Source organism: Mesorhizobium sp. WSM3626, from assembly GCF_000513935.1.
Classification (GTDB): Bacteria; Pseudomonadota; Alphaproteobacteria; order Rhizobiales; family Rhizobiaceae; genus Mesorhizobium; species Mesorhizobium salmacidum.
On the sequence record NZ_AZUY01000008.1, the window covers coordinates 22,924 to 41,107 of the forward strand.

The following is an 18,184-nucleotide window of genomic DNA, read 5'->3' on the forward strand; positions in this document are numbered from 1 at the left end:
TGCGCTGGGGAGGGGTCAAAGAACCGCTCCCGCCGCATTGCTCGTGAACATATCGCCATCACGGATGTAGCGGGCCAGCATAGCATCCGAAGCATGCCCCGTCTGCGCTCTGATCTTCCATGCGCTCGCGCCCGCCATCGCGGCGCTAGTGGCGAGACCTGCACGCAGGGAATGACCCGAGTAGCCGCCCGGATCGAACCCGGCGGCCTCAGCTCTCTGCTTAACGATGATGCAGACGGCCTCACCAGAAAGGCGCTGCTCTGCGACGTAGCCGTGGCGATTGACGCCCCGGAACAGAGGACCAGTTTCAATCTTGGCTTGGTCGAGCCACTCGGTCAGGTGCTTCACCGGGCACCATTTCGACCTGCCGAATGGAATGCCGATCTTACGGCCAGCGCCGATCTGGTCGGTCTTGGACCGACGTAGGGTGACTACAATGCCCTGCCTGACGTGCTCGATGTCGGCAATGTCGAGGCCAACAAGCTCAGACCTACGAAAAGCACCTGCGAAGCCGAGAAGTAGGAGCGCCTTATCCCGAATGTCCTTAGCGCCGTCGCCCATGCGCTCCAACATCTGGAACAGGTCTTCCCGCAGCACCGGCTTGGCCTCCTTGGTTGCCGTGCCGAGCGTGCGTTTGATACCCCGCATAGTGGCTCGAACGATCTCGGATTTGGTCGGGTTGGGCGCGCCGATAGCATCGTGCGCTTTCGATAGTGCCGTGACGCGGCGGACTATGGTGGCGGTTCTATAAGTGGCTGATAGCTCAGCAAGATAGGCGGCAACGGTTTCGGGGGGAGCAGGAACTATTCCGCCCCAGTCCTCGAAATGAGCAATGTCATTCTGGTAGCCGCGCTTCGTCCCATCGGACAGCGAAGCGCTGATAAGGCGCTGCACATCGGCGGACATGCCCGGCAGGCCGCCTTGGCTCGTGAGGATCATGGTTTCGGCGAGGCGTTCAACGGGGAGCATTGACACGCTCCCCCTCCAGCTCGGGAAGGTCGGCTCGGATCATGTCGAGCAAGGCGGCGGGGTACGATAGGTTCATCTGATGAAACCCTGCGTCAGCAAGCCGCCTCAGTGTGGCAGCACATGGCCACTGAACGCGCTGGCGGACCAGCCCACCCTCGACCCGGAAAACAGCCCCATGCAAAACCGCTACACGGCGCTCCGCGGGGACGTGTTTGCGAAGCCAGTGCCCGGTGTGCGTATCCCGTTTCAGGAACCGAGCAAGGGCCGCCCGGCCCTCATAGCTGAACCCGTCAAGGCAATAAGTTGGCAGACCGTTGCGCCCGATTACGATTGCCGGGAACTCGTCGTCTTGGACAGGAAGCTCCCCGGTTGGTAGGGGGAGGGCCAGTAGCGGCAATAGGACCGGAAGCGCTTCCCGCGTTCTGCGGAAACCTTGCTCGGCAAGGCTCACAATCTCGCCCTCGATCTCGGCAGATCGCATCGCGGCGAATACCGCCTTAGGGTCGGTGGCCTTTCCCGCGACCTGTCCATCCCAACGGGTGCCGGACGCGTGTAGAACCGCGAGGGAAGCTCCTAGGAGGGCACCCCGCTCCCGGATGTGGGAAAGATGCTGCCGAACTTCCTCGCAGGCCAGAGTGCCCCGCAGCGCTGTGAGTTCGGGGTGATGGCTGATTGCGATGAACAGGTCGTCTGCGGCTCTGCATTTGTTCGCCTTACACATGCGAGCCACGACCAGACCGGCTACTCGGTTCTCCCCGCCGAAGTCGCGACGGAAAGCCTTGCCAGCCGTTGCGGCCATAACTAGCTTGACGCATTCGAGATCGGCAAGCCCCACGTCCTCGAACACTATGCCTGCAATGCGTCTCCACAGCTTCGCCGGATCGCTTTTCAGTAGGGTCGCGGCAGCACGGGTGGCCAGATCGACATCGCCCCGGCGAATGCCTTTTTGAAGCGCGCTCATTGCTACCCATGATGAGGTGTGCAGAGGCTCAACGGTCGCGATTTCGCGGTCGGAGGCAAGCACTCTAAAAGTCGGGTCGGCCTGATCGAAGAGAGGATGGAACATGTTTCGGTCTCCCTGTTTCAAGGGAGGCCAAAACCAATGCCCCGCTATCAAGCCATAGGGGACCATGGCCAAGCATACGAACTAAATCCGCAACGATTTGCCGCTTTTCGAATTATTGGAAAATTAGGGGCTAGAGGGCCGTAAAGAGATCATTCAGTCGTGACGTGCGACTGGTTTAGACTGCAAATGCGGATAAGCCATCCGCCATCGGCTTGGCGTTGAAAGACATTCAGTGAGGTGCCCGCCTCCATCGTATCCGAGTAGGCGGTTAAACACCAAGCGAGGTCACCCGAAAAGCCCGCGTCCAGAACGCTCAATTCCTTGTTGTCGCCGCTGATGTTTACCCATTCGGAGTGAAGGGCCTCGATGGCGGCTCGGCCCTTCGCCGGTGGCGCATAAGGCGAGAATACTTCGCCATCATCGGTGAACACAGCCGCGCAACCAACAGGGTGTTTGTTTCGATAGGAAGTGGCGTAAGCCTCATAGACGCTTTGCAGCTCTTCGTGGATCGACATCTGGTAATCTCGCTATCAAGTGGGGGATGAACTGGGCTGCTGCAGACCGTTAAGGGGTACCCCTACCAGCCGGTAGCCTTCAAGAACGAACGCCTTATCCTCATCAAGAGCACACATCTCCGCGCAGATGCGCGCGTGAACAGTCGTGTCAAAACCCTCCGGTGCTCCTTGACCTATCCGCCTTGCTTCATCAACTCGCCCTAGCTGAGCTAGGCAGCATGCCTCATTGAGTTTGAAGAAGTAGGGCGCATCGATCAGCGTTCTGTAGGCCGCAAGAGCGGCATCCAGCTCGCGCGCAAGATAGTAGCAGTCTCCGAGACTGGATACGAAAGCAGGTGGCAAAAGGGGTTCTAGTTTGCATGCTCGTTTGGCGAGCTCCAATCCTTCTCGGTGCCGTCCCGCAAATGACATGATCCAGCCCCGAGCGAGCAGAACATTGACATCCCGGGGGCTCATCGTCATCGCCATTTCGGAGTAGCGCATTGCCTCGGCGATCTGCGCGGACATCGCGAAGCATGCTGCAACACTTGTGAGCACGTACGGATTGTTCTTATCGGCTGCTATTGCTTGCCTCGCAAATTGCTGCGCTTGTTGGTCACGCTGAGCATCGGTCGATAAGCTAGGTTCGCTGAACCGCCAATAGGCATACAGCAAGGCGAGAGCGGCCAGCGCGGGCGCGTAATTGGGATCGATGCGGATCGCCTCCTGCATGTGCTGGCGGGCGAGCTGCTCATCGCCGTTGCGCCAAGCTGCATGAGACTTGAGCCATGATGTATACGCCGACACGCTCGTCGTGGGACTTTTATCGCGTTTGGCCCCGGCTGCATCTCGCAAACTGAAAAATAGCCGACCTGTGATGCACTCTACGATTTCGTCTTGCACCGCGAATATGTCGGTCACCTCACGATCAAACTTTTCCGCAAAGACATGTGCGCCGGTTTGGGCATCGACCAGCTGGACCGTGGCACGTATGCGGGAACCGGCCAGCCGGATACTTCCCTCGACGACGAAATCCGCTCCCCACTTGCGACCTATTTCGGCCACGTCAACGAAACTGCCCTTATATGTTGACGCCGTATTCCGAGCTACAACGGCTAGGTCCTTGAACCGGCTCAATTCGTTATGATGTCCTCTGTGATGCCGTCGGCGAAGTAATCTTGATCCGAATTACCCGACATGTTGGTGAAGGGCATAATTGCAATCGATGTGACCTCCCTGCTGCCTACCGGCGTTGCCGCAGGCGACGCTCCGGCTTGAGCTACTGCGAAGGCCCTGACAGGTGCGTCTATGTTCTTAAGTTGCAAATGGCCGAGGTCTTCAGCTGTGACTGCGATCTTGCCTCGAACCTCGTTGTAAACCTTTTCCGACATGCATATGCCACCGGGACGGGCTTGGCTCTCCAGCCTTGCCGCGATGTTGACGCCGTCGCCAAAGATGTCCGAACCTTCCCCGATTACGTCGCCCAGATTGATCCCGACCCTGAGAACTATCCGTTGCGCCTCAGGCAAGCCTGTATTCGCCTCTGCCATTTTCTGCTGAAGCTCAATCGAGCCTGCCACCGCGTTCACGGCGCTCGCGAACTCGATGAGAACGCCGTCACCCATCAGCTTGACAACGCGTCCCCTGTGAGACCGGATCACCGGCTCAAGCACGCTCTTTCGTCGATCCTTGAGGGCTTTGAGAGTACCGACTTCGTCCGCTTCCATCATTCGGGAATAGCCGACTACGTCAGCGACGACGATGGCTGCCAATCTGCGTTGCACTGATCCATCACTCACGTTAGCATCCCCTTGGAGAACACTACGTTATTCTTGGATGGCGAGTTTGGTCCCACGAGCCGTAGCTTGTGGTTGGCTGCGGTGTCCAGCGGCTACCCCGCAATGAAGCGCAAATCGAGCCTTCGGGCAACCATCGCTCAGCATGCGAGCTAATTCGACCTATAACGGGAGCTTCCCCTACAGGGACATCGGATGGCTTGTGCCGGGACACACTTGCCGCTGAAACTTGTCTTTTTCCGACAATGCCCTTGCGTGATCTGCTCAAAGACATGCGATTTTTCGAGGCAGTTGAGATAGCCAACCGTCCAACATGCATAAGCTTTTTGCCGGTTTGGGCATGTCGAGCGAACGCCTGTCGATTAGGTCTCTACTCCGGGATGACCATGTCTCGCTACATCCCCGTCGCGTTGGTCAATATGACCTGAGTGAAATCGATTTTAACAGAGGGTCATCCGCCGCGCGACTATAGGCATAGCACAACATCTGCTCGCTAAAGTTGATGCTTCAACGAGCCGATATCCTTCGCCGTGGCTTCGTCCTGTACCGCCAGTGTGCGGAACCGTTGCTCCATGTTTTCTATCCATTCGGGAGCTTGATCCCTGAGTACTTCCAGATGGTGCTCGAGGAAGTTCGGGAAATAAAGATGCGGGTTCCGGGTGATCAGTTTCACAAAATGCCGCTCCACTCCATCGTCTACCAGACCTGCTAGAATAAAGCCGTCGCCGTCCTCCGATAGGCACTGGATCAACTCTTTCTTGGTGCCCGGGATGTACTCGCCGTCGCCATACTGTCGGTACCACTGGTGGCTTCGGGCTTCATTGGAGAAGCGGTAGTCGCTCATGGTAGGATGACAAATGCGGTGGCGTTGATGGGCGTTGTACAGACCCGCTGGGAAATCGAGCCGGGCATAGCCCCACAGCGGCCCGACCGAAAATGCGACGAAGTCCGCTTGGACGTTTTTCTGCGACGCGGGGGTGTAGCCCTGAAACTTCGGCTTGGGAGCTACAGAGCCGGGCGAAAACCTGTATCCCGCGATTATCTCGTCATCCGTCCAGTTACGTTTTCTGCGCTTCCGTATTGTGTCCAAACCCACACCTTGTCGCTGCGCCAGTTCGGACGTGGTGACCGTGTTGCCCGTTGTCGAGCATGTGTACGTGCCGGTGTCTGACTTGTTGTTGTTCTGGACCTTCTTCGTCGCCCAGCGCACCTTGTTCCACGCATATTGTGGATCATCGTTGTTGATACGGTCGAGCGTCATCCCCGGCTGGGGCATCGGCCCCACGTAAAGCAGGAAATCGCGGAGGTCGCTTAGCTCGGGGGAGAAGTTGGCCTTCGCTTTGTTCTTTCTGTTGCGATGGGAGTTGGCTTCGGGGTTGTAGCGTGAGCGAAGTTCCATCATTGGAGCTGAGAGGATGAAATTGATTTCATCGTCGGTGAGGAGTGGGTGCAACGGCAGGCCATACTGGCCACCGTGCTTCGCGTGGGGGATTTTCTTGGCGGACGGACAAGGATTTTCGGGGTTGCTCCCGAGGCCGACATTCATTCCTGTCAGTTGAGAAAATAGAGCAGCTTTCGGCATAGCGCATTCGATCCTTTCGAGTTGTGATCGGATGCGAACTGCGGTACTATTTTACCGCTCTGACAAAGCATCCAATTTGTTGACCGCTGCCCTCTGCCGAGGGTGGCGGTTTTTGTATTCTGGGGGCCGTGTGGCCACGGCAGGAATTTGACGCCCGCCAGCGGAGCGTTCTGTGGTCCGATGCCCCGGCCCCTTCTTCACTTGAACCGAGACGCTCCGGGTGACACACAAGTGACACGCGCGCCCATGCTAAACTCTGAAAATCGTTGGATTTACATGACCACGTGTGGGAGCGTTTGGCAGAGTTTTCCCTTGATTTTGTTGGATTGCTCCGCCGTTGACATTGCAGGGGTCACAGGTTCAATCCCTGTCACGCCCACCATCCAACCCGGACAATCGGACCTTGCATCGCGGAGCGCCCGTCTTGGCGCCGACGGGGATGGACGACGGCTGACCCGATCGCGAAACTCGTTTAGATGCCTGCGACGGCGCAGAGGCTCTTCATCCTGGCAACCGCCATCTCCGGATCGGCCAGCAGGCCAGCCTGGTCGGCAAGGCGGAAGACATCGGCATAATGGCGGATGCCGCGCGCCGACTGCATGCCGCCGACCATCGCGAAATGATCCTGGTGACCGTTCAGCCAGGCCATGAAGACGATGCCGGCTTTATAATATTCGGTCGGCGCCTCGAAGATTTTTCGTGACAGCGGCACGGTCGGCGCCATCAGCGCGCCGTAGCCGGCACGATCGCCGTCAGCCAGCTTTGCCAGCGCGGCATTGGCAACCGGTGCGATCGCGTCGAAAATGCCGAGCAATGCGTGCGAGTGCCGCTTGCCGTCTCCGGCGATCAGTTCGGGATAATTGAAGTCGTCGCCGGTGAACATCAACACGCCGTCCGGCAGCCGTTTCCTGAGCGCCACCTCCTTGCCGGCGTCGAGCAGCGATATCTTGATGCCTTCGACCTTGCCGGCGTGGCGCTCGATGATGGCGACCACCGTATCGAGCGCGGCCTCGAAATCGTCGCTGCCCCAATAGCCCCTCAAGGCCGGATCAAACATGTCGCCCAGCCAGTGCAGGATGACCTTGCCTGAGGCTTGGCCCAATATGCGATCGTAAACCAGGGCGTAATCGTCCGGCCCCTTCGCCACGGCCGCCAGCGCGCGGCTGGCCATCATGATCGCCTTGCCGCCCTGCCCTTCGATGAAAGCGAACTGCTCCTCATAGGCGGCGATCACATCGTCCAGTGTCCTGGCCGACGCCGGCGCCAGATGGTCGGTTCCGGCACCCGACGCGAGATCGGCGCCAGCGACGGTTCGCGCCTCCGCGATTGAACGGCGGATCAATTCCTGCGCATGTATCCAATCGAAGCCCATGCCGCGCTGCGACGTGTCCATGGCCTCTGCGATGCGGAAGCCGAGGCGCCACAGATGATGACGAAACGCCATCGTCCTGTTCCAGTCGACCACGGGCCGCGACCACGGATCAGTCATCTTGAGGGGATCGGCAACGACATGCGCGGCGGCATAGGCGATGCGCGGGAACCGTGCGCCGATCACCGGCTGGACCGGCTGTCCGACAAGCGCGTAACGTGTGCTGCGGCCACTCTCGCCCGGCAAGGCAATATCCATCGATCTCTCCCTTTTCGGCGCCTATTAAATGGAACGTTCCAATAAATCAAGAACCTCTAAGATTCGAAATGGCCGGCCGGCCAATGCTGCGTTGCAGCACAAAGGGCCCTTGGATGGCATATTGCTTGACCACATATGATCGCTTCCTTCTGATTGAGAAAAAATCCCGATTGACTTGCCTACGAAGCAGAGATTAGAACGTTCCAATAAAAGTCGATTTAGAAAACCGGGAGGATACCAGGATGGCCAGTCGGGCCAAGGCGACGATCTTCGACATTGCCCGCGAGGCGGGCGTGTCCAAATCGACCGTGTCGCTCGTGCTCCAGGGCAGCGGCCTGATCCGCCCCGAAACCGCGGTCAAGGTGCGCAAGGCGATCGAGGATGTCGGCTATGTCTACAACCGCGGCGCCGCCAATCTGCGCAAGGCCCACTCCAACGTCATCGGCATGGTCATCAACGATCTCACCAATCCGTTCTTCGCGGAACTGGCAGTGGGCATGGAGCGTGTTTTCCAATCGGCCGGCATCGTGCCCTTCATCGCCAACACGGCCGAAAATCCGGTGCGCCAGGAAGAAGTGCTGAAGTCTCTGATGGAACAAGGCGTCGCCGGGCTTATCGTTTCCCCGGCGCGCGGCACCACGCCAGGGGCGTTCCGGCGGCTGGAAATAGCCGGTCTGCCGATTGCCTTCGCCATGCGCCGGCTGCCTGAAAGCCGCATTCCGGTGATTGCTCCCGACAATCATCGGGGCGCCTATCTCGCCACCGCTCATCTCGTCGGCAAGGGACATCGACGCCTGGCCTTCTTCGGCGGCTCGTCTGATCTGGTGGTCTACCATGAGCGGCTGGGCGGCTTTCGCGAGGCCTGCGAGACGCTCGGCATCGACGCTCGCGACGCGCTCATCATCGAGGGCGAGACCAACCGCAAGGGCGGCATGGCCTGCCTGGAAACGTCACTCGCAATGGCGGAGCCGCCAACCGCGGCGCTCTGCTTCAACGATGCCGTTGCCTTCGGCGTCATGCTGGCGCTGCGCAAGCGCGGACTTGAGCCGGGCCCGGATTTCGCCGTCGTCGGCTTCGACGATGTGGTCGAGGCCGAACATTATATGCCGCCGCTGACCAGCGTCGCGGTGGACTCCGCCGGTCTCGGCGAACGCGCGGCCCACGTCATGATCAAGATGATCCAGTCGCGCACCACGCGCGCCGAGGACCATATCGGCGCCGTCAATCTCGTGGTCAGGGAAAGCTGCGGCCCAGATCGCCGCACGCAAAAAAGGCCCGCGCCTACGGGAGCCGCGACATGAGCGTCAAATGGGGGCTGATCGGCGCCAGCACGATCGCCCGGCAATTCATGATCGACGCCATTCGCGCGCAAGCCGATGGCGCGATAGCAGCGGTAATGAGTTCCAACCCCGAACGCGCTGCGGCCTACGCAAGGGAAAATGGTATTCCAGCCGCCGTATCAAATCTCGATGCCTTGCTCGGATCCGACATCGACGCCGTCTACATCTCGACCACCAACGAATTGCACCTCGAACAGGCGCTGGCCGCGATCAAGGCGGGAAAGCATGTGCTGTGTGAAAAGCCGCTGGCGCTGACCAGCGACGACGCGCGCAGAATGGTCGTTGCGGCCAAGGCCGCAGGCATCGTGCTCGGAACCAATCATCATCTGCGCAACGCCGGCGCGCACCGTGCCATGCGCGAGGCGATTGCCGCCGGTCGCATAGGCCAGCCGATCGCCGCGCGGGTCTTCCACGCCGTCTACCTGCCCGAAAACCTGCAGGGTTGGCGCATCGCCAGGCCTGAGGCGGGCGGCGGCGTGGTGCTCGACATCACCGTGCACGATGCCGACACGCTGCGCTTCGTGCTTGGCGACGATCCGGTCGAGGTTTCCGCCTTCACGCAATCTGCCGGTATGGCCGCCAGCGGGCTGGAAGACGGCGCCATGTGCATCTGGCGCTTCGAGTCGGGCCTCATCGCGCAATCGCATGAAGGCTTCACCACCAGATTTGCCGACACCGGCTTCGAGGTGCACGGCTCCCAAGGCTCGCTGATCGCCCGTAACGTGATGACGCAGAAACCGGTCGGCTCTGTCCTTCTGCGCACCGCCAGCGGCGAAGAAGAATTGAGCTCCGACCGCGAGAATCTCTATGTCAGGTCGGTGCGCCGGTTCCATGCCGCGATCCGTGGCGAGGGCCAGCCTTCCGCCACCGGCGAGGACGGCATCTGGTCGCTCGCCGCGGCCGAGGCGGCATTGCAATCGGCCAATTCCGGCAGAGCCGTCAAGATCGACCCGAAACTCGGGAGCATGAATTGAGCAAGGTCGTTTCGTCGGCGCAGGCAGCCAGCCTGATCAAGGATGGTATGGTCGTCTCGGTGTCCTCGTCGAGCGGCCTCGGCTGCCCGGACGCCGTGCTCGCCGCCATCGGTGAACGCTTTGACAGCGAGGGCCATCCGAAGGACATCACCACGCTGCACCCGATCGCCGCCGGCGACATGTATGGCATCAAGGGCATCGATCATCTGGCCAAGCCGGGCCTGTTGAAGCGTACGCTGTGCGGCTCCTATCCGTCGGGTCCCTCCTCCGCCGAGCCGCCGCGGATATGGAAGATGATCGGCGACAATTCAGTCGCCGCCTATAACGTGCCGTCCGGCATCCTGTTCGACATGCACCGCGAGGCCGCGGCCAAGCGGCCGGGCGTGCTAACCAAGGTCGGCCTCGACACTTTCGCCGACCCGCGCCACCAGGGCTGCGCGATGAACGCCGCCGCCGGCGAGCCGATCGTGTCGGTGCAGCAATTCGACGGCGAGGAATGGCTCTATTTCCGCGCCATCGTGCCCCAGGTTTCGATCATCCGCGCCACCACCGCGGATGAGCGCGGCAACCTGACCTATGAGCATGAGGGCGCCTATCTCGGCGGCCTGGAACAGGCGCTCGCCGCCCGCAACAATGGCGGCATCGTCATCGCGCAGGTCAAGCGCGTCGTCGAGAACGGCACGCTGAAACCGCATGATGTGCGCGTGCCGGGCGTGCTGGTCGATCATATCGTCGTCGCGCCCGACCAGTTGCAGACGACGCTGACGCCTTACGATCCGGCGATTTCGGGTGAAATCTTCCGGCCGCTGTCGAGCTTCCGCACGCCGGAAATGAACGTTCACAAGGTGATCGCGCGCCGCGTCGCCATGGAGCTTCGCGACGGCATGGCCGTCAATATCGGCTTCGGCATCTCGGCCAACGTGCCGCGCATCCTTCTGGAAGAAGGCCAGCACGGCAAGGTCACCTGGGTGATCGAACAGGGTGCTGTCGGCGGCGTGCCGCTGCTCGACTTCAAGTTCGGCTGCGCCTCCAATGCCGAGGCGATCATGCCCTCGCCGCACCAGTTCATCTATTTCCAGGCCGGCGGCTTCGACGCTTCGCTGCTCTCCTTCCTGCAGATCGACCGCCACGGCTCGGTCAACGTCTCGAAGCTTTCGGCACGGCCGCATGTCACGGCCGGCGCCGGCGGCTTTGTCGACATCACGTCGCGGGCGAAGAAGATCGTCTTTTCCGGCTTCTTCAATGCCGGAGCCAAGCTGTCGCTCGCCGATGGCGGCATCCGCATCGACGCGGAAGGCAAGGTCAAGAAAGTCGTCGAGGCGGTCGAGCACATCTCCTTCTCCGGCAAGCGCGCCGTCGCGCAGGGACAGGATATCACCTATGTGACCGAGCGTTGCGTGATGAAGCTGACATCAGATGGGCTGATGGTGACGGAACTGGCGCCGGGCATCGACCTCGAGCGTGATGTGCTTGGTCAAGCCGAGATCCCGCTCAACGTAGCCAACGACCTCAAGGTGACGCCGGCCGCGCTCTACCAGGATCGGCCGATCGGCCTGTCGCTCAATGGCAGCACCTCGCTCGGAGGCGCGCATGGCTGAGCGCCTCGTCACCTTCGAGCAGGATGGTGCGATCGGCATCGTCACCTTGCGCCGGCCCGAAAAATTCAACGCGCTCGACATCCCGATGCTGCGCGCGCTGGAAGCAGCGCTCGACGAGGCGGAAAGCGCCGAAGGTGTGCGCGTGGTGCTCATATGCGGCGAAGGCAAGGGGTTTTGCGCCGGCGGCGATGTCGAGGCCTGGGGCGGCATGAGCGCCGCCGATTTCCAGGTGCAATGGGTGCGCTACGGCCACCGTGTCTTCGACCGGCTGGCACGGCTGCGGCAGCCGACCATCGCCGTTCTGTCCGGCCATGCGCTCGGCGGTGGACTCGAATTGGCTGTCGCTTGCGATTTTCGCGTCGCGGAAACGCAGGTGAAACTCGGCTTTCCCGAAACCTCGATCGGCGTCGTCCCCGGCTGGTCCGGCACGCAACGCGCGGTGCGCCGCCTCGGCGCTCAGACGGTGCGCCGTATGGCTGTCGGTGGCGAGATTTTTCTGGCGGCGGAAGCGCTTGCGCTGGGTATCGTCGACCGCGTCGTCGAAACCGGCAAAGCGTCGGATGAAGCCAAGACATGGGCTGAAAAAATCGCCGAACGCGGGCCGCTGGCAACCGAAGCCGCCAAGCTGATGATCGCGGTGGCGGAAGGCGAAGAAAGCGCTGCCGCGACCGAAGCCTTGGCCAGCGGCTTCATAGCGCTCACCGGTGATCTCAAGGCCGGCGTCGGCTTCTTCAAGACCAAGCAAAAGCCAGTGTTTTCGCGTTCCTAGGACAGAGTGGAAATCACATGAATGCACCTCTCAAGATTTCCATGCCTGCCGAGGCCTCCGCGGCTCCCAAGGCATACAGGCTTCTGATCGACGGCAAGCATGTCGATGCCCGCGACGGCCGCATGCTGGAACGCAAGAGCCCCGGTCACGGCTTCACCGTTTCACACTACGCCCAGGCAGGTGCCGCCGAAGTGGAAGCCGCGATGCAGGCCGCGCACAGGGCGTTCGAGACCGGTCCCTGGCCGCGCATGAAAGCGGCCGAGCGCGCCGCGATCCTGCTCAAGGCCGCCGACCTGATCGAGGCGCGGCTGGAAGACATCGCCCGGCTCGATGCGCTGGAATCCGGCAAGCCGATCGCCCAGGCGCGCGGCGAGATCGGCGGCGCCGTCGACATCTGGCGCTATGCCGCTTCGCTGGCCCGCACGTTGCACGGTGAAAGCTACGCCAATCTCGGCGACGCCATGCTGGGCATTGTGCTGCGCGAGCCGATCGGTGTCGTCTCGATCATCACGCCGTGGAATTTTCCGTTCCTCATCGTCAGCCAGAAACTGCCTTTCGCGCTCGCCGCCGGCTGCACGGCGGTGGTCAAGCCGAGCGAGATGACCTCGGCCTCGACCTTCGTGCTTGGCGACATCCTGCTCGAAGCCGGCGTGCCCGCCGGCGTCGTCAATGTCCTCGCCGGTCTCGGCGCCGATGTTGGCACGCCGATGGTCAGCCATCCCCTGGTCGAGATGATTTCGTTCACCGGTTCCACCCGCGTCGGCAAGATGACCATGGCGGCGGCCTCGAACTCCCTGAAGAAGGTGTCGATGGAGCTCGGCGGCAAGAACGGCCAGATCGTCTTTCCTGATGCCGATCTCGAGGCGGCCGCCGACGCAGCGGTATTCGGCGGCTTCTTCAATGCCGGCGAATGCTGCAATGCCGGCAGCCGGCTGATCGTGCACGAGGCGATCGCCGATGATTTCCTGGCCGCGGTGAAGGCGTTGACCGCCAGGGTGACGGTGGGCGATCCGCTCGATGACAGGACCAAGGTCGGAGCGATGATTTCGTCCGACCATCTGGCCAAGGTGACGGATTACGTGGCGGCGGCCGCGAGTGACGGCGGCAGCATCTACAGCGGCGGCGGGCAACTCCCCTCCAATGCCGGCCAATATCTCGACCCGACGATCTTACGCGACGTCACCGAAAACATGGCCGTCGCCCGCGAGGAAGTGTTCGGGCCGGTGCTATCGGTGCTGACTTTTGAATCGATTGAAAGGGCGTTGCACATCGCCAACAACACGCCCTATGGTCTGTCGGCGGGTGTGTGGAGCGCCAGCATCGACACCTGCATGTCGGTGGCGCGGGGCGTGCGTTCGGGGACGGTCTGGGTGAACACGTTCATGGAAGGTTATCCAGAACTGCCGTTCGGCGGCTACAAGCAGTCGGGCCTGGGCCGCGAACTCGGCAAGCGCGCAGTCGAGGACTATACCGAGGAAAAGACAATCCAGTTTCATCGCGGCCAGCGCACCGGTTGGTGGGTCGGCTGAGTTGGGAAGAACCCGGTGGGCTGCCACCGGTCGTGTAATGCAACAAGGGAGGAAGTACATGTTGCGCAAACTGCTTATCGGAACGGCGCTCGCTTCGGGCCTGGCTTTCGCGGCCCATGCCGAGGATGTCAAGGAAGTGCAGATGCTGCATTGGTGGACGTCGGGCGGCGAAGCGGCTGCTCTCAACGTGCTCAAGGGCGATCTGGCCAAGGAAGGCTATGCCTGGAAGGACGTTCCCGTGGCTGGCGGCGGCGGCGATGCCGCCATGACCGCGCTGAAGGCGATGGTCGCGGCCGGCAACTATCCGACCGCCTCGCAGATGCTCGGCTACACCGTGCTCGACTATGCCGCTGCCGGCGTCATGGGCGATCTCACCGAGACGGCGAAGAAGGAAGGCTGGGACAAGTCGGTTCCGGCCGCCCTGCAGAAATTCGCCGTCTATGACGGCAAGTGGGTTGCCGCTCCGGTCAACGTCCACTCGGTCAATTGGCTGTGGATCAACAAGGCGGTGATGGACAAGATCGGCGGCACCGAGCCGAAGACCTTCGACGACTTCGTGGCATTGCTCGACAAGGCCAAGGCGGCCGGCGTCACCCCGCTCGCGCTTGGTGGTCAGAACTGGCAGGAAGCCACCATGTTCGATTCCGTCGTGCTGTCGACCGGCGGGCCGGAGTTCTACAAGAAGGCGATGAACGACCTCGACGACGCTTCGCTCAAGTCCGACACGATGAAGAAGTCGTTCGACAATCTCGCCAAGCTCGTCACCTATGTCGACCCGAACTTCTCGGGCCGCGACTGGAACCTCGCCACCGCCATGGTCATCAAGGGCGATGCGCTGGTGCAGGTCATGGGCGACTGGGCCAAGGGCGAATTCCACGCCGCCAACAAGAGCCCGGGCACCGACTTCCTCTGCTATCGCTTCCCCGGCACCGACGGCTCGGTGATCTACAACTCCGACATGTTCGGCATGTTCAACGTCCCGGACGACCGCAAGGCCGCCCAGGTTGCACTCGCCACCGCCACTTTGTCGAAGAGCTTCCAGTCGGCCTTCAACGTCGTCAAGGGTTCGGTTCCGGCCCGCACCGACGTGCCTGATACCGACTTCGACGCTTGCGGCAAGAAGGGTATTGCCGACCTGAAGAAGGCCAATGAAGGCGGCACGCTGTTCGGCTCGCTCGCCCAGGGCTATGGCGCGCCCCCGGCTGTCGCCAATGCCTACAAGGACGTCATCTCCAAATTCGTCCATGGTCAGATCAAGACCTCGGACGAGGCCGTGACCGAACTGGTCAAGGCAATCGACGACGCCAAGTAAGCGTTACGCACGAGAACACCTTCCCCGCTCCGGCGGGGAAGGTCCCCTGAGGCCGGTCGGCCGGACGCCGACGGGAGGAACCCATGAGCACAGTTGCGACAAGCCAGATCAAGCTGACGCCGGAGCATGCCCGCCCGCGCACGTCTGTGCGGTCGCGCCTGCAGGACGCCTTGCCGAAAATCGTGCTGGCGCCGAGCTTCGCCATCACTATCGTTTTCGTCTACGGCTTCATCCTGTGGACGATCTACCTATCCTTCACCAACTCCAAGACCTTCCCGTCCTACGCCATAACGGGCGGGCGCGCCTATCAGCGACTCTGGGGCTGGACTTTCGACACCGACCCGCCATCGAGCTGGTACACGTCGATCACCAATATGGGCATTTTCGGCTTTCTCTACATCTTGATCTGCCTGGCGCTCGGCCTGTTCCTGGCCATCCTGCTCGACCAGAAGATCCGCGGTGAAGGCGTGCTGCGTCCGATTTATCTCTACCCGATGGCGCTCTCCTTCATCGTCACCGGCGTTGCCTGGAAATGGTTCCTCGACCCTGGCCTCGGTCTCGAGCAGACGCTGCATCAATGGGGCTGGACGAGCTTCCATTTCGACTGGATCAAGAACAAGGATTTCGTCATCTACACCGTGGTCATCGCCGGTGTCTGGCAGGCCTCCGGCTTTATCATGGCGATGTTCCTGGCCGGCCTGCGCGGCATTGACGGCGAGATCATGAAAGCGGCGCAGATCGACGGCGCCACCACCTTCCAGCTCTATCGCCGCATCGTCATTCCGCTCTTGCGGCCGATCTTCCTGTCAGCCTTCATCGTGCTCGCGCACCTTGCCATCAAATCTTACGATCTGGTTGTGGCGCTGACCAGCGGCGGCCCCGGCGGCTCGGCCTGGCTGCCGTCCAACTTCATGTATGAATACACCTTCAAGCGCAACGAAATGGCCGTCGGTTCGGCAAGTGCCGTGATCATGCTGATGACCATCGTCGCCATCATCGTGCCCTATCTCTATTCGGAACTCAGGGAGAAGTCGCGATGAGCGCGGTGACCACTCCCACCCGCCAGGCCAGCGGCGGCATGAACGCCAAGATCGTCAACCGCATCGTCATCTACGGGCTTCTGGCGCTGTTCGCGCTGTTCTACCTGATGCCGCTGTTCGTCATGCTGGTGACCTCGTTCAAGACCATGGACGAGATCCAGAATGGCAACATGCTGGCGCTGCCCAAGGCGCCGACCTTCGAGCCCTGGCTGAAGGCCTGGGGCGAGACCTGCGTTGGCCTCACCTGCGCCGGCATCAAGGGCTATTTCTGGAACTCCATCAAGATGGTGGTTCCCGCCGTGCTGATCTCGACCATGCTCGGCGCGCTCAATGGCTACGTGCTGACCAAATGGCGTTTCCGCGGCGCGACACTGGTGTTCGGGCTGATGCTGTTTGCCTGCTTCATCCCGTTCCAGTCGGTGCTCTTGCCGATGGCGACGATCCTGGGCAGCCTCGGACGCTTCGGCGTGACGCTGCAGAACACGGTCGGAACCAGCTTCGGCCTTGGCAACCCGACGGTCAACCTGGTGTTCGTCCACGTCGTCTACGGCATCGGCTTCACCACGCTGTTCTTCCGTAACTACTATGAGGCGTTCCCGACCGAACTGGTGAAGGCCGCGCAGGTGGACGGCGCTTCCTTCTTCCAGATCTTCCGGCGCATCATGCTGCCGAACTCGATGCCGATCTTCGTCGTCACCGTCATCTACCAGTTCACCAACATCTGGAACGACTTCCTGTTCGCCTCCGCCTATGCCGGCACAGGTGACGCGATGCCGATGACGGTGGCGCTCAACAATGTCGTCAACACCTCGACCGGCGTCGTCGAATACAACGTCAACATGGCGGCCGCGATGATCGCCGCGCTGCCCACCCTTCTCGTCTATGTGCTCGCCGGCCGCTATTTCGTGCGTGGCCTGATGGCCGGCGCGGTCAAAGGATAACGCAATGGCTTTTCTGGAAATTGATGGTCTGAGGAAGCGTTTCGGCCAGGTCGAGATCCTGAAAGGGATTAACCTCGAGCTGGAAAAGGGCGGCTTCCTGGTGCTGGTCGGTCCGTCCGGCTGCGGCAAGTCCACGCTGCTCAACACCATTGCCGGACTGGAGACGATCACCTCTGGCGATATCCGCGTCGACGGCCGCACCATCACCGATCTGCACCCGTCCAAGCGCGACATCGCCATGGTGTTCCAGAGCTATGCGCTCTACCCCAACATGACGGTGGCCGGGAACATCTCCTTCGGCATGGAGATGCGCGGCGTGCCAGCCGAGGAACGCCAGAAGGCGATCGACAAGGTGGCCAAGGTCCTGCAGATCGGCCATCTGCTGCAGCGCAAGCCGAGCCAGCTCTCCGGCGGCCAGCGCCAGCGCGTCGCCATGGGCCGGGCATTGGTGCGCGACCCCAAGCTGTTCCTGTTCGACGAGCCGCTCTCCAACCTCGACGCCAAGCTGCGCGTCGACATGCGCATCGAGATCAAACGCCTGCATGCCACCACGGGCACAACCATCGTCTACGTCACCCACGACCAGATCGAGGCGATGACGCTGGCGACCAAGATCGCGGTCATGCGTGACGGCGAGGTGCAGCAATTCGGCACGCCGGCGGAAATCTACAATAACCCGAGCAATATCTTCGTCGCCGACTTCATGGGGTCGCCGGCAATGAACCTGATCCCGGCGACCATCGGCGGCAATGGCGGCGATCTGGCCGTCGTGCTTGATCGCGAGGCACGCCAGCCGATCACCTTGCCGATGGCCAACGCGCCGGCCGGACTGTCGGCATTCATGGGCAAGCCGATCATCTTCGGCGTCCGCCCGGAGGCGCTCACCGATCCGGAAGGCGCGGAACGCAACGCCTCGCAAATCGCCACCGCCGATTGCCATATCGAGGTGGTGGAACCGGCCGGTTCCGACACTTTCGCCGTCACCAATCTCGGTGGCAAGGGCGTGGTGGCGCGGCTGCGCGCCGATGCCAACATCCAGCCGGGCACCAATACGCCGCTGGCCTTCAACCTGACCAAGGCGGTGTTCTTTGATCCGGCGACCGAGAGCCGTATTCGCTGATGCGTGTCGCCCAAAAGTGGATCCGGT

General features: G+C 61.5%; 16 protein-coding genes. 9 read left to right on the forward strand and 7 right to left on the reverse strand.

Annotation, left to right across the window (positions count from 1 at the left end; all coding sequences use genetic code 11):
• Positions 1-15 precede the first annotated feature (15 nt).
• The 7 genes from M653_RS0108370 to M653_RS0108395 form a co-directional block, all read right to left on the reverse strand.
• A complete protein-coding gene (locus tag M653_RS0108370) occupies positions 16-969 on the reverse strand; it encodes a site-specific integrase (RefSeq protein WP_027142933.1) in 954 nt (317 codons plus the stop codon).
• Complete coding sequence (locus M653_RS0108375) at positions 956-2,035, reverse strand: hypothetical protein (RefSeq protein WP_156938164.1); 1,080 nt, start codon at positions 2,033-2,035, stop codon at positions 956-958. Before M653_RS0108375 ends, M653_RS0108370 begins: the two co-directional genes overlap by 14 nt.
• A gap of 149 nt (positions 2,036-2,184) precedes the next feature.
• The gene (locus tag M653_RS0108380; protein WP_027142935.1) at positions 2,185-2,550 is read right to left on the reverse strand and encodes a DUF4440 domain-containing protein; all 366 of its coding nucleotides are present in this window, start codon (positions 2,548-2,550) and stop codon (positions 2,185-2,187) included.
• A gap of 15 nt (positions 2,551-2,565) precedes the next feature.
• Positions 2,566-3,594 (reverse strand): hypothetical protein, encoded by a 1,029-nt coding sequence (locus M653_RS1000000134925; protein ID WP_156938165.1) that lies wholly within the window; start codon positions 3,592-3,594, stop codon positions 2,566-2,568.
• A gap of 68 nt (positions 3,595-3,662) precedes the next feature.
• On the reverse strand, positions 3,663-4,301 hold the full coding sequence (locus M653_RS1000000134930; RefSeq protein ID WP_156938166.1) for an adenylate/guanylate cyclase domain-containing protein: 639 nt from the start codon (positions 4,299-4,301) through the stop codon (positions 3,663-3,665).
• A gap of 517 nt (positions 4,302-4,818) precedes the next feature.
• Entirely contained in the window at positions 4,819-5,907 is a 1,089-nt protein-coding gene (locus M653_RS0108390; RefSeq protein ID WP_156938167.1) for a hypothetical protein, read from the reverse strand.
• A 472-nt stretch (positions 5,908-6,379) separates the two neighbouring features.
• Entirely contained in the window at positions 6,380-7,534 is a 1,155-nt protein-coding gene (locus M653_RS0108395) for a dihydrodipicolinate synthase family protein (RefSeq protein WP_027142937.1), read from the reverse strand.
• 242 nt (positions 7,535-7,776) lie between these two features.
• On the opposite strand from M653_RS0108395, the gene M653_RS0108400 reads away from it, so the two are divergent.
• The 9 genes from M653_RS0108400 (at position 7,777) to M653_RS0108440 (ending at position 18,157) form a co-directional block, all read left to right on the forward strand.
• Positions 7,777-8,835, forward strand: coding sequence for a LacI family DNA-binding transcriptional regulator (locus M653_RS0108400; RefSeq protein WP_027142938.1), 1,059 nt, complete (start codon positions 7,777-7,779; stop codon positions 8,833-8,835).
• Complete coding sequence (locus M653_RS0108405) at positions 8,832-9,848, forward strand: Gfo/Idh/MocA family oxidoreductase (RefSeq protein ID WP_027142939.1); 1,017 nt, start codon at positions 8,832-8,834, stop codon at positions 9,846-9,848. Before M653_RS0108400 ends, M653_RS0108405 begins: the two co-directional genes overlap by 4 nt.
• Positions 9,845-11,446 carry an acyl CoA:acetate/3-ketoacid CoA transferase gene (locus tag M653_RS0108410; RefSeq protein ID WP_027142940.1) on the forward strand — a complete coding sequence of 534 codons (1,602 nt, stop codon included), beginning with the start codon at positions 9,845-9,847 and terminating at the stop codon, positions 11,444-11,446. The genes M653_RS0108405 and M653_RS0108410 overlap by 4 nt, the downstream gene beginning before the upstream one ends.
• Positions 11,439-12,215 carry an enoyl-CoA hydratase/isomerase family protein gene (locus M653_RS0108415; protein WP_027142941.1) on the forward strand — a complete coding sequence of 259 codons (777 nt, stop codon included), beginning with the start codon at positions 11,439-11,441 and terminating at the stop codon, positions 12,213-12,215. The genes M653_RS0108410 and M653_RS0108415 overlap by 8 nt, the downstream gene beginning before the upstream one ends.
• A 17-nt stretch (positions 12,216-12,232) precedes the next feature.
• Positions 12,233-13,744 carry an aldehyde dehydrogenase family protein gene (locus M653_RS0108420; RefSeq protein WP_032935127.1) on the forward strand — a complete coding sequence of 504 codons (1,512 nt, stop codon included), beginning with the start codon at positions 12,233-12,235 and terminating at the stop codon, positions 13,742-13,744.
• Positions 13,745-13,802: 58 nt separating this feature from the next.
• Complete coding sequence (locus tag M653_RS0108425; protein ID WP_027142943.1) at positions 13,803-15,056, forward strand: ABC transporter substrate-binding protein; 1,254 nt, start codon at positions 13,803-13,805, stop codon at positions 15,054-15,056.
• 83 nt (positions 15,057-15,139) lie between these two features.
• Positions 15,140-16,096: a sugar ABC transporter permease gene (locus M653_RS0108430; RefSeq protein ID WP_027142944.1), complete on the forward strand. Its 957-nt coding sequence runs from the start codon at positions 15,140-15,142 to the stop codon at positions 16,094-16,096.
• Positions 16,093-17,037 carry a carbohydrate ABC transporter permease gene (locus tag M653_RS0108435; protein WP_027142945.1) on the forward strand — a complete coding sequence of 315 codons (945 nt, stop codon included), beginning with the start codon at positions 16,093-16,095 and terminating at the stop codon, positions 17,035-17,037. Before M653_RS0108430 ends, M653_RS0108435 begins: the two co-directional genes overlap by 4 nt.
• Before the next feature lie 4 nt (positions 17,038-17,041).
• Positions 17,042-18,157 carry an ABC transporter ATP-binding protein gene (locus M653_RS0108440; protein WP_027142946.1) on the forward strand — a complete coding sequence of 372 codons (1,116 nt, stop codon included), beginning with the start codon at positions 17,042-17,044 and terminating at the stop codon, positions 18,155-18,157.
• Positions 18,158-18,184 lie beyond the last annotated feature (27 nt).

What these genes read in the sequence shown, in the direction of transcription:
- M653_RS0108370 (WP_027142933.1), bottom strand. Translation starts at nt 969, where the DNA reads ATGCTCCCCGTTGAACGCCTCGCCGAAACCATGATCCTCACGAGCCAA.
- M653_RS0108375 (WP_156938164.1), bottom strand. Translation starts at nt 2,035, where the DNA reads ATGTTCCATCCTCTCTTCGATCAGGCCGACCCGACTTTTAGAGTGCTT.
- M653_RS0108380 (WP_027142935.1), bottom strand. Translation starts at nt 2,550, where the DNA reads ATGTCGATCCACGAAGAGCTGCAAAGCGTCTATGAGGCTTACGCCACT.
- M653_RS0108390 (WP_156938167.1), bottom strand. Translation starts at nt 5,907, where the DNA reads ATGCCGAAAGCTGCTCTATTTTCTCAACTGACAGGAATGAATGTCGGC.
- M653_RS0108395 (WP_027142937.1), bottom strand. Translation starts at nt 7,534, where the DNA reads ATGGATATTGCCTTGCCGGGCGAGAGTGGCCGCAGCACACGTTACGCG.
- M653_RS0108400 (WP_027142938.1), top strand. Translation starts at nt 7,777, where the DNA reads ATGGCCAGTCGGGCCAAGGCGACGATCTTCGACATTGCCCGCGAGGCG.
- M653_RS0108405 (WP_027142939.1), top strand. Translation starts at nt 8,832, where the DNA reads ATGAGCGTCAAATGGGGGCTGATCGGCGCCAGCACGATCGCCCGGCAA.
- M653_RS0108415 (WP_027142941.1), top strand. Translation starts at nt 11,439, where the DNA reads ATGGCTGAGCGCCTCGTCACCTTCGAGCAGGATGGTGCGATCGGCATC.
- M653_RS0108420 (WP_032935127.1), top strand. Translation starts at nt 12,233, where the DNA reads ATGAATGCACCTCTCAAGATTTCCATGCCTGCCGAGGCCTCCGCGGCT.
- M653_RS0108425 (WP_027142943.1), top strand. Translation starts at nt 13,803, where the DNA reads ATGTTGCGCAAACTGCTTATCGGAACGGCGCTCGCTTCGGGCCTGGCT.
- M653_RS0108430 (WP_027142944.1), top strand. Translation starts at nt 15,140, where the DNA reads ATGAGCACAGTTGCGACAAGCCAGATCAAGCTGACGCCGGAGCATGCC.
- M653_RS0108435 (WP_027142945.1), top strand. Translation starts at nt 16,093, where the DNA reads ATGAGCGCGGTGACCACTCCCACCCGCCAGGCCAGCGGCGGCATGAAC.
- M653_RS0108440 (WP_027142946.1), top strand. Translation starts at nt 17,042, where the DNA reads ATGGCTTTTCTGGAAATTGATGGTCTGAGGAAGCGTTTCGGCCAGGTC.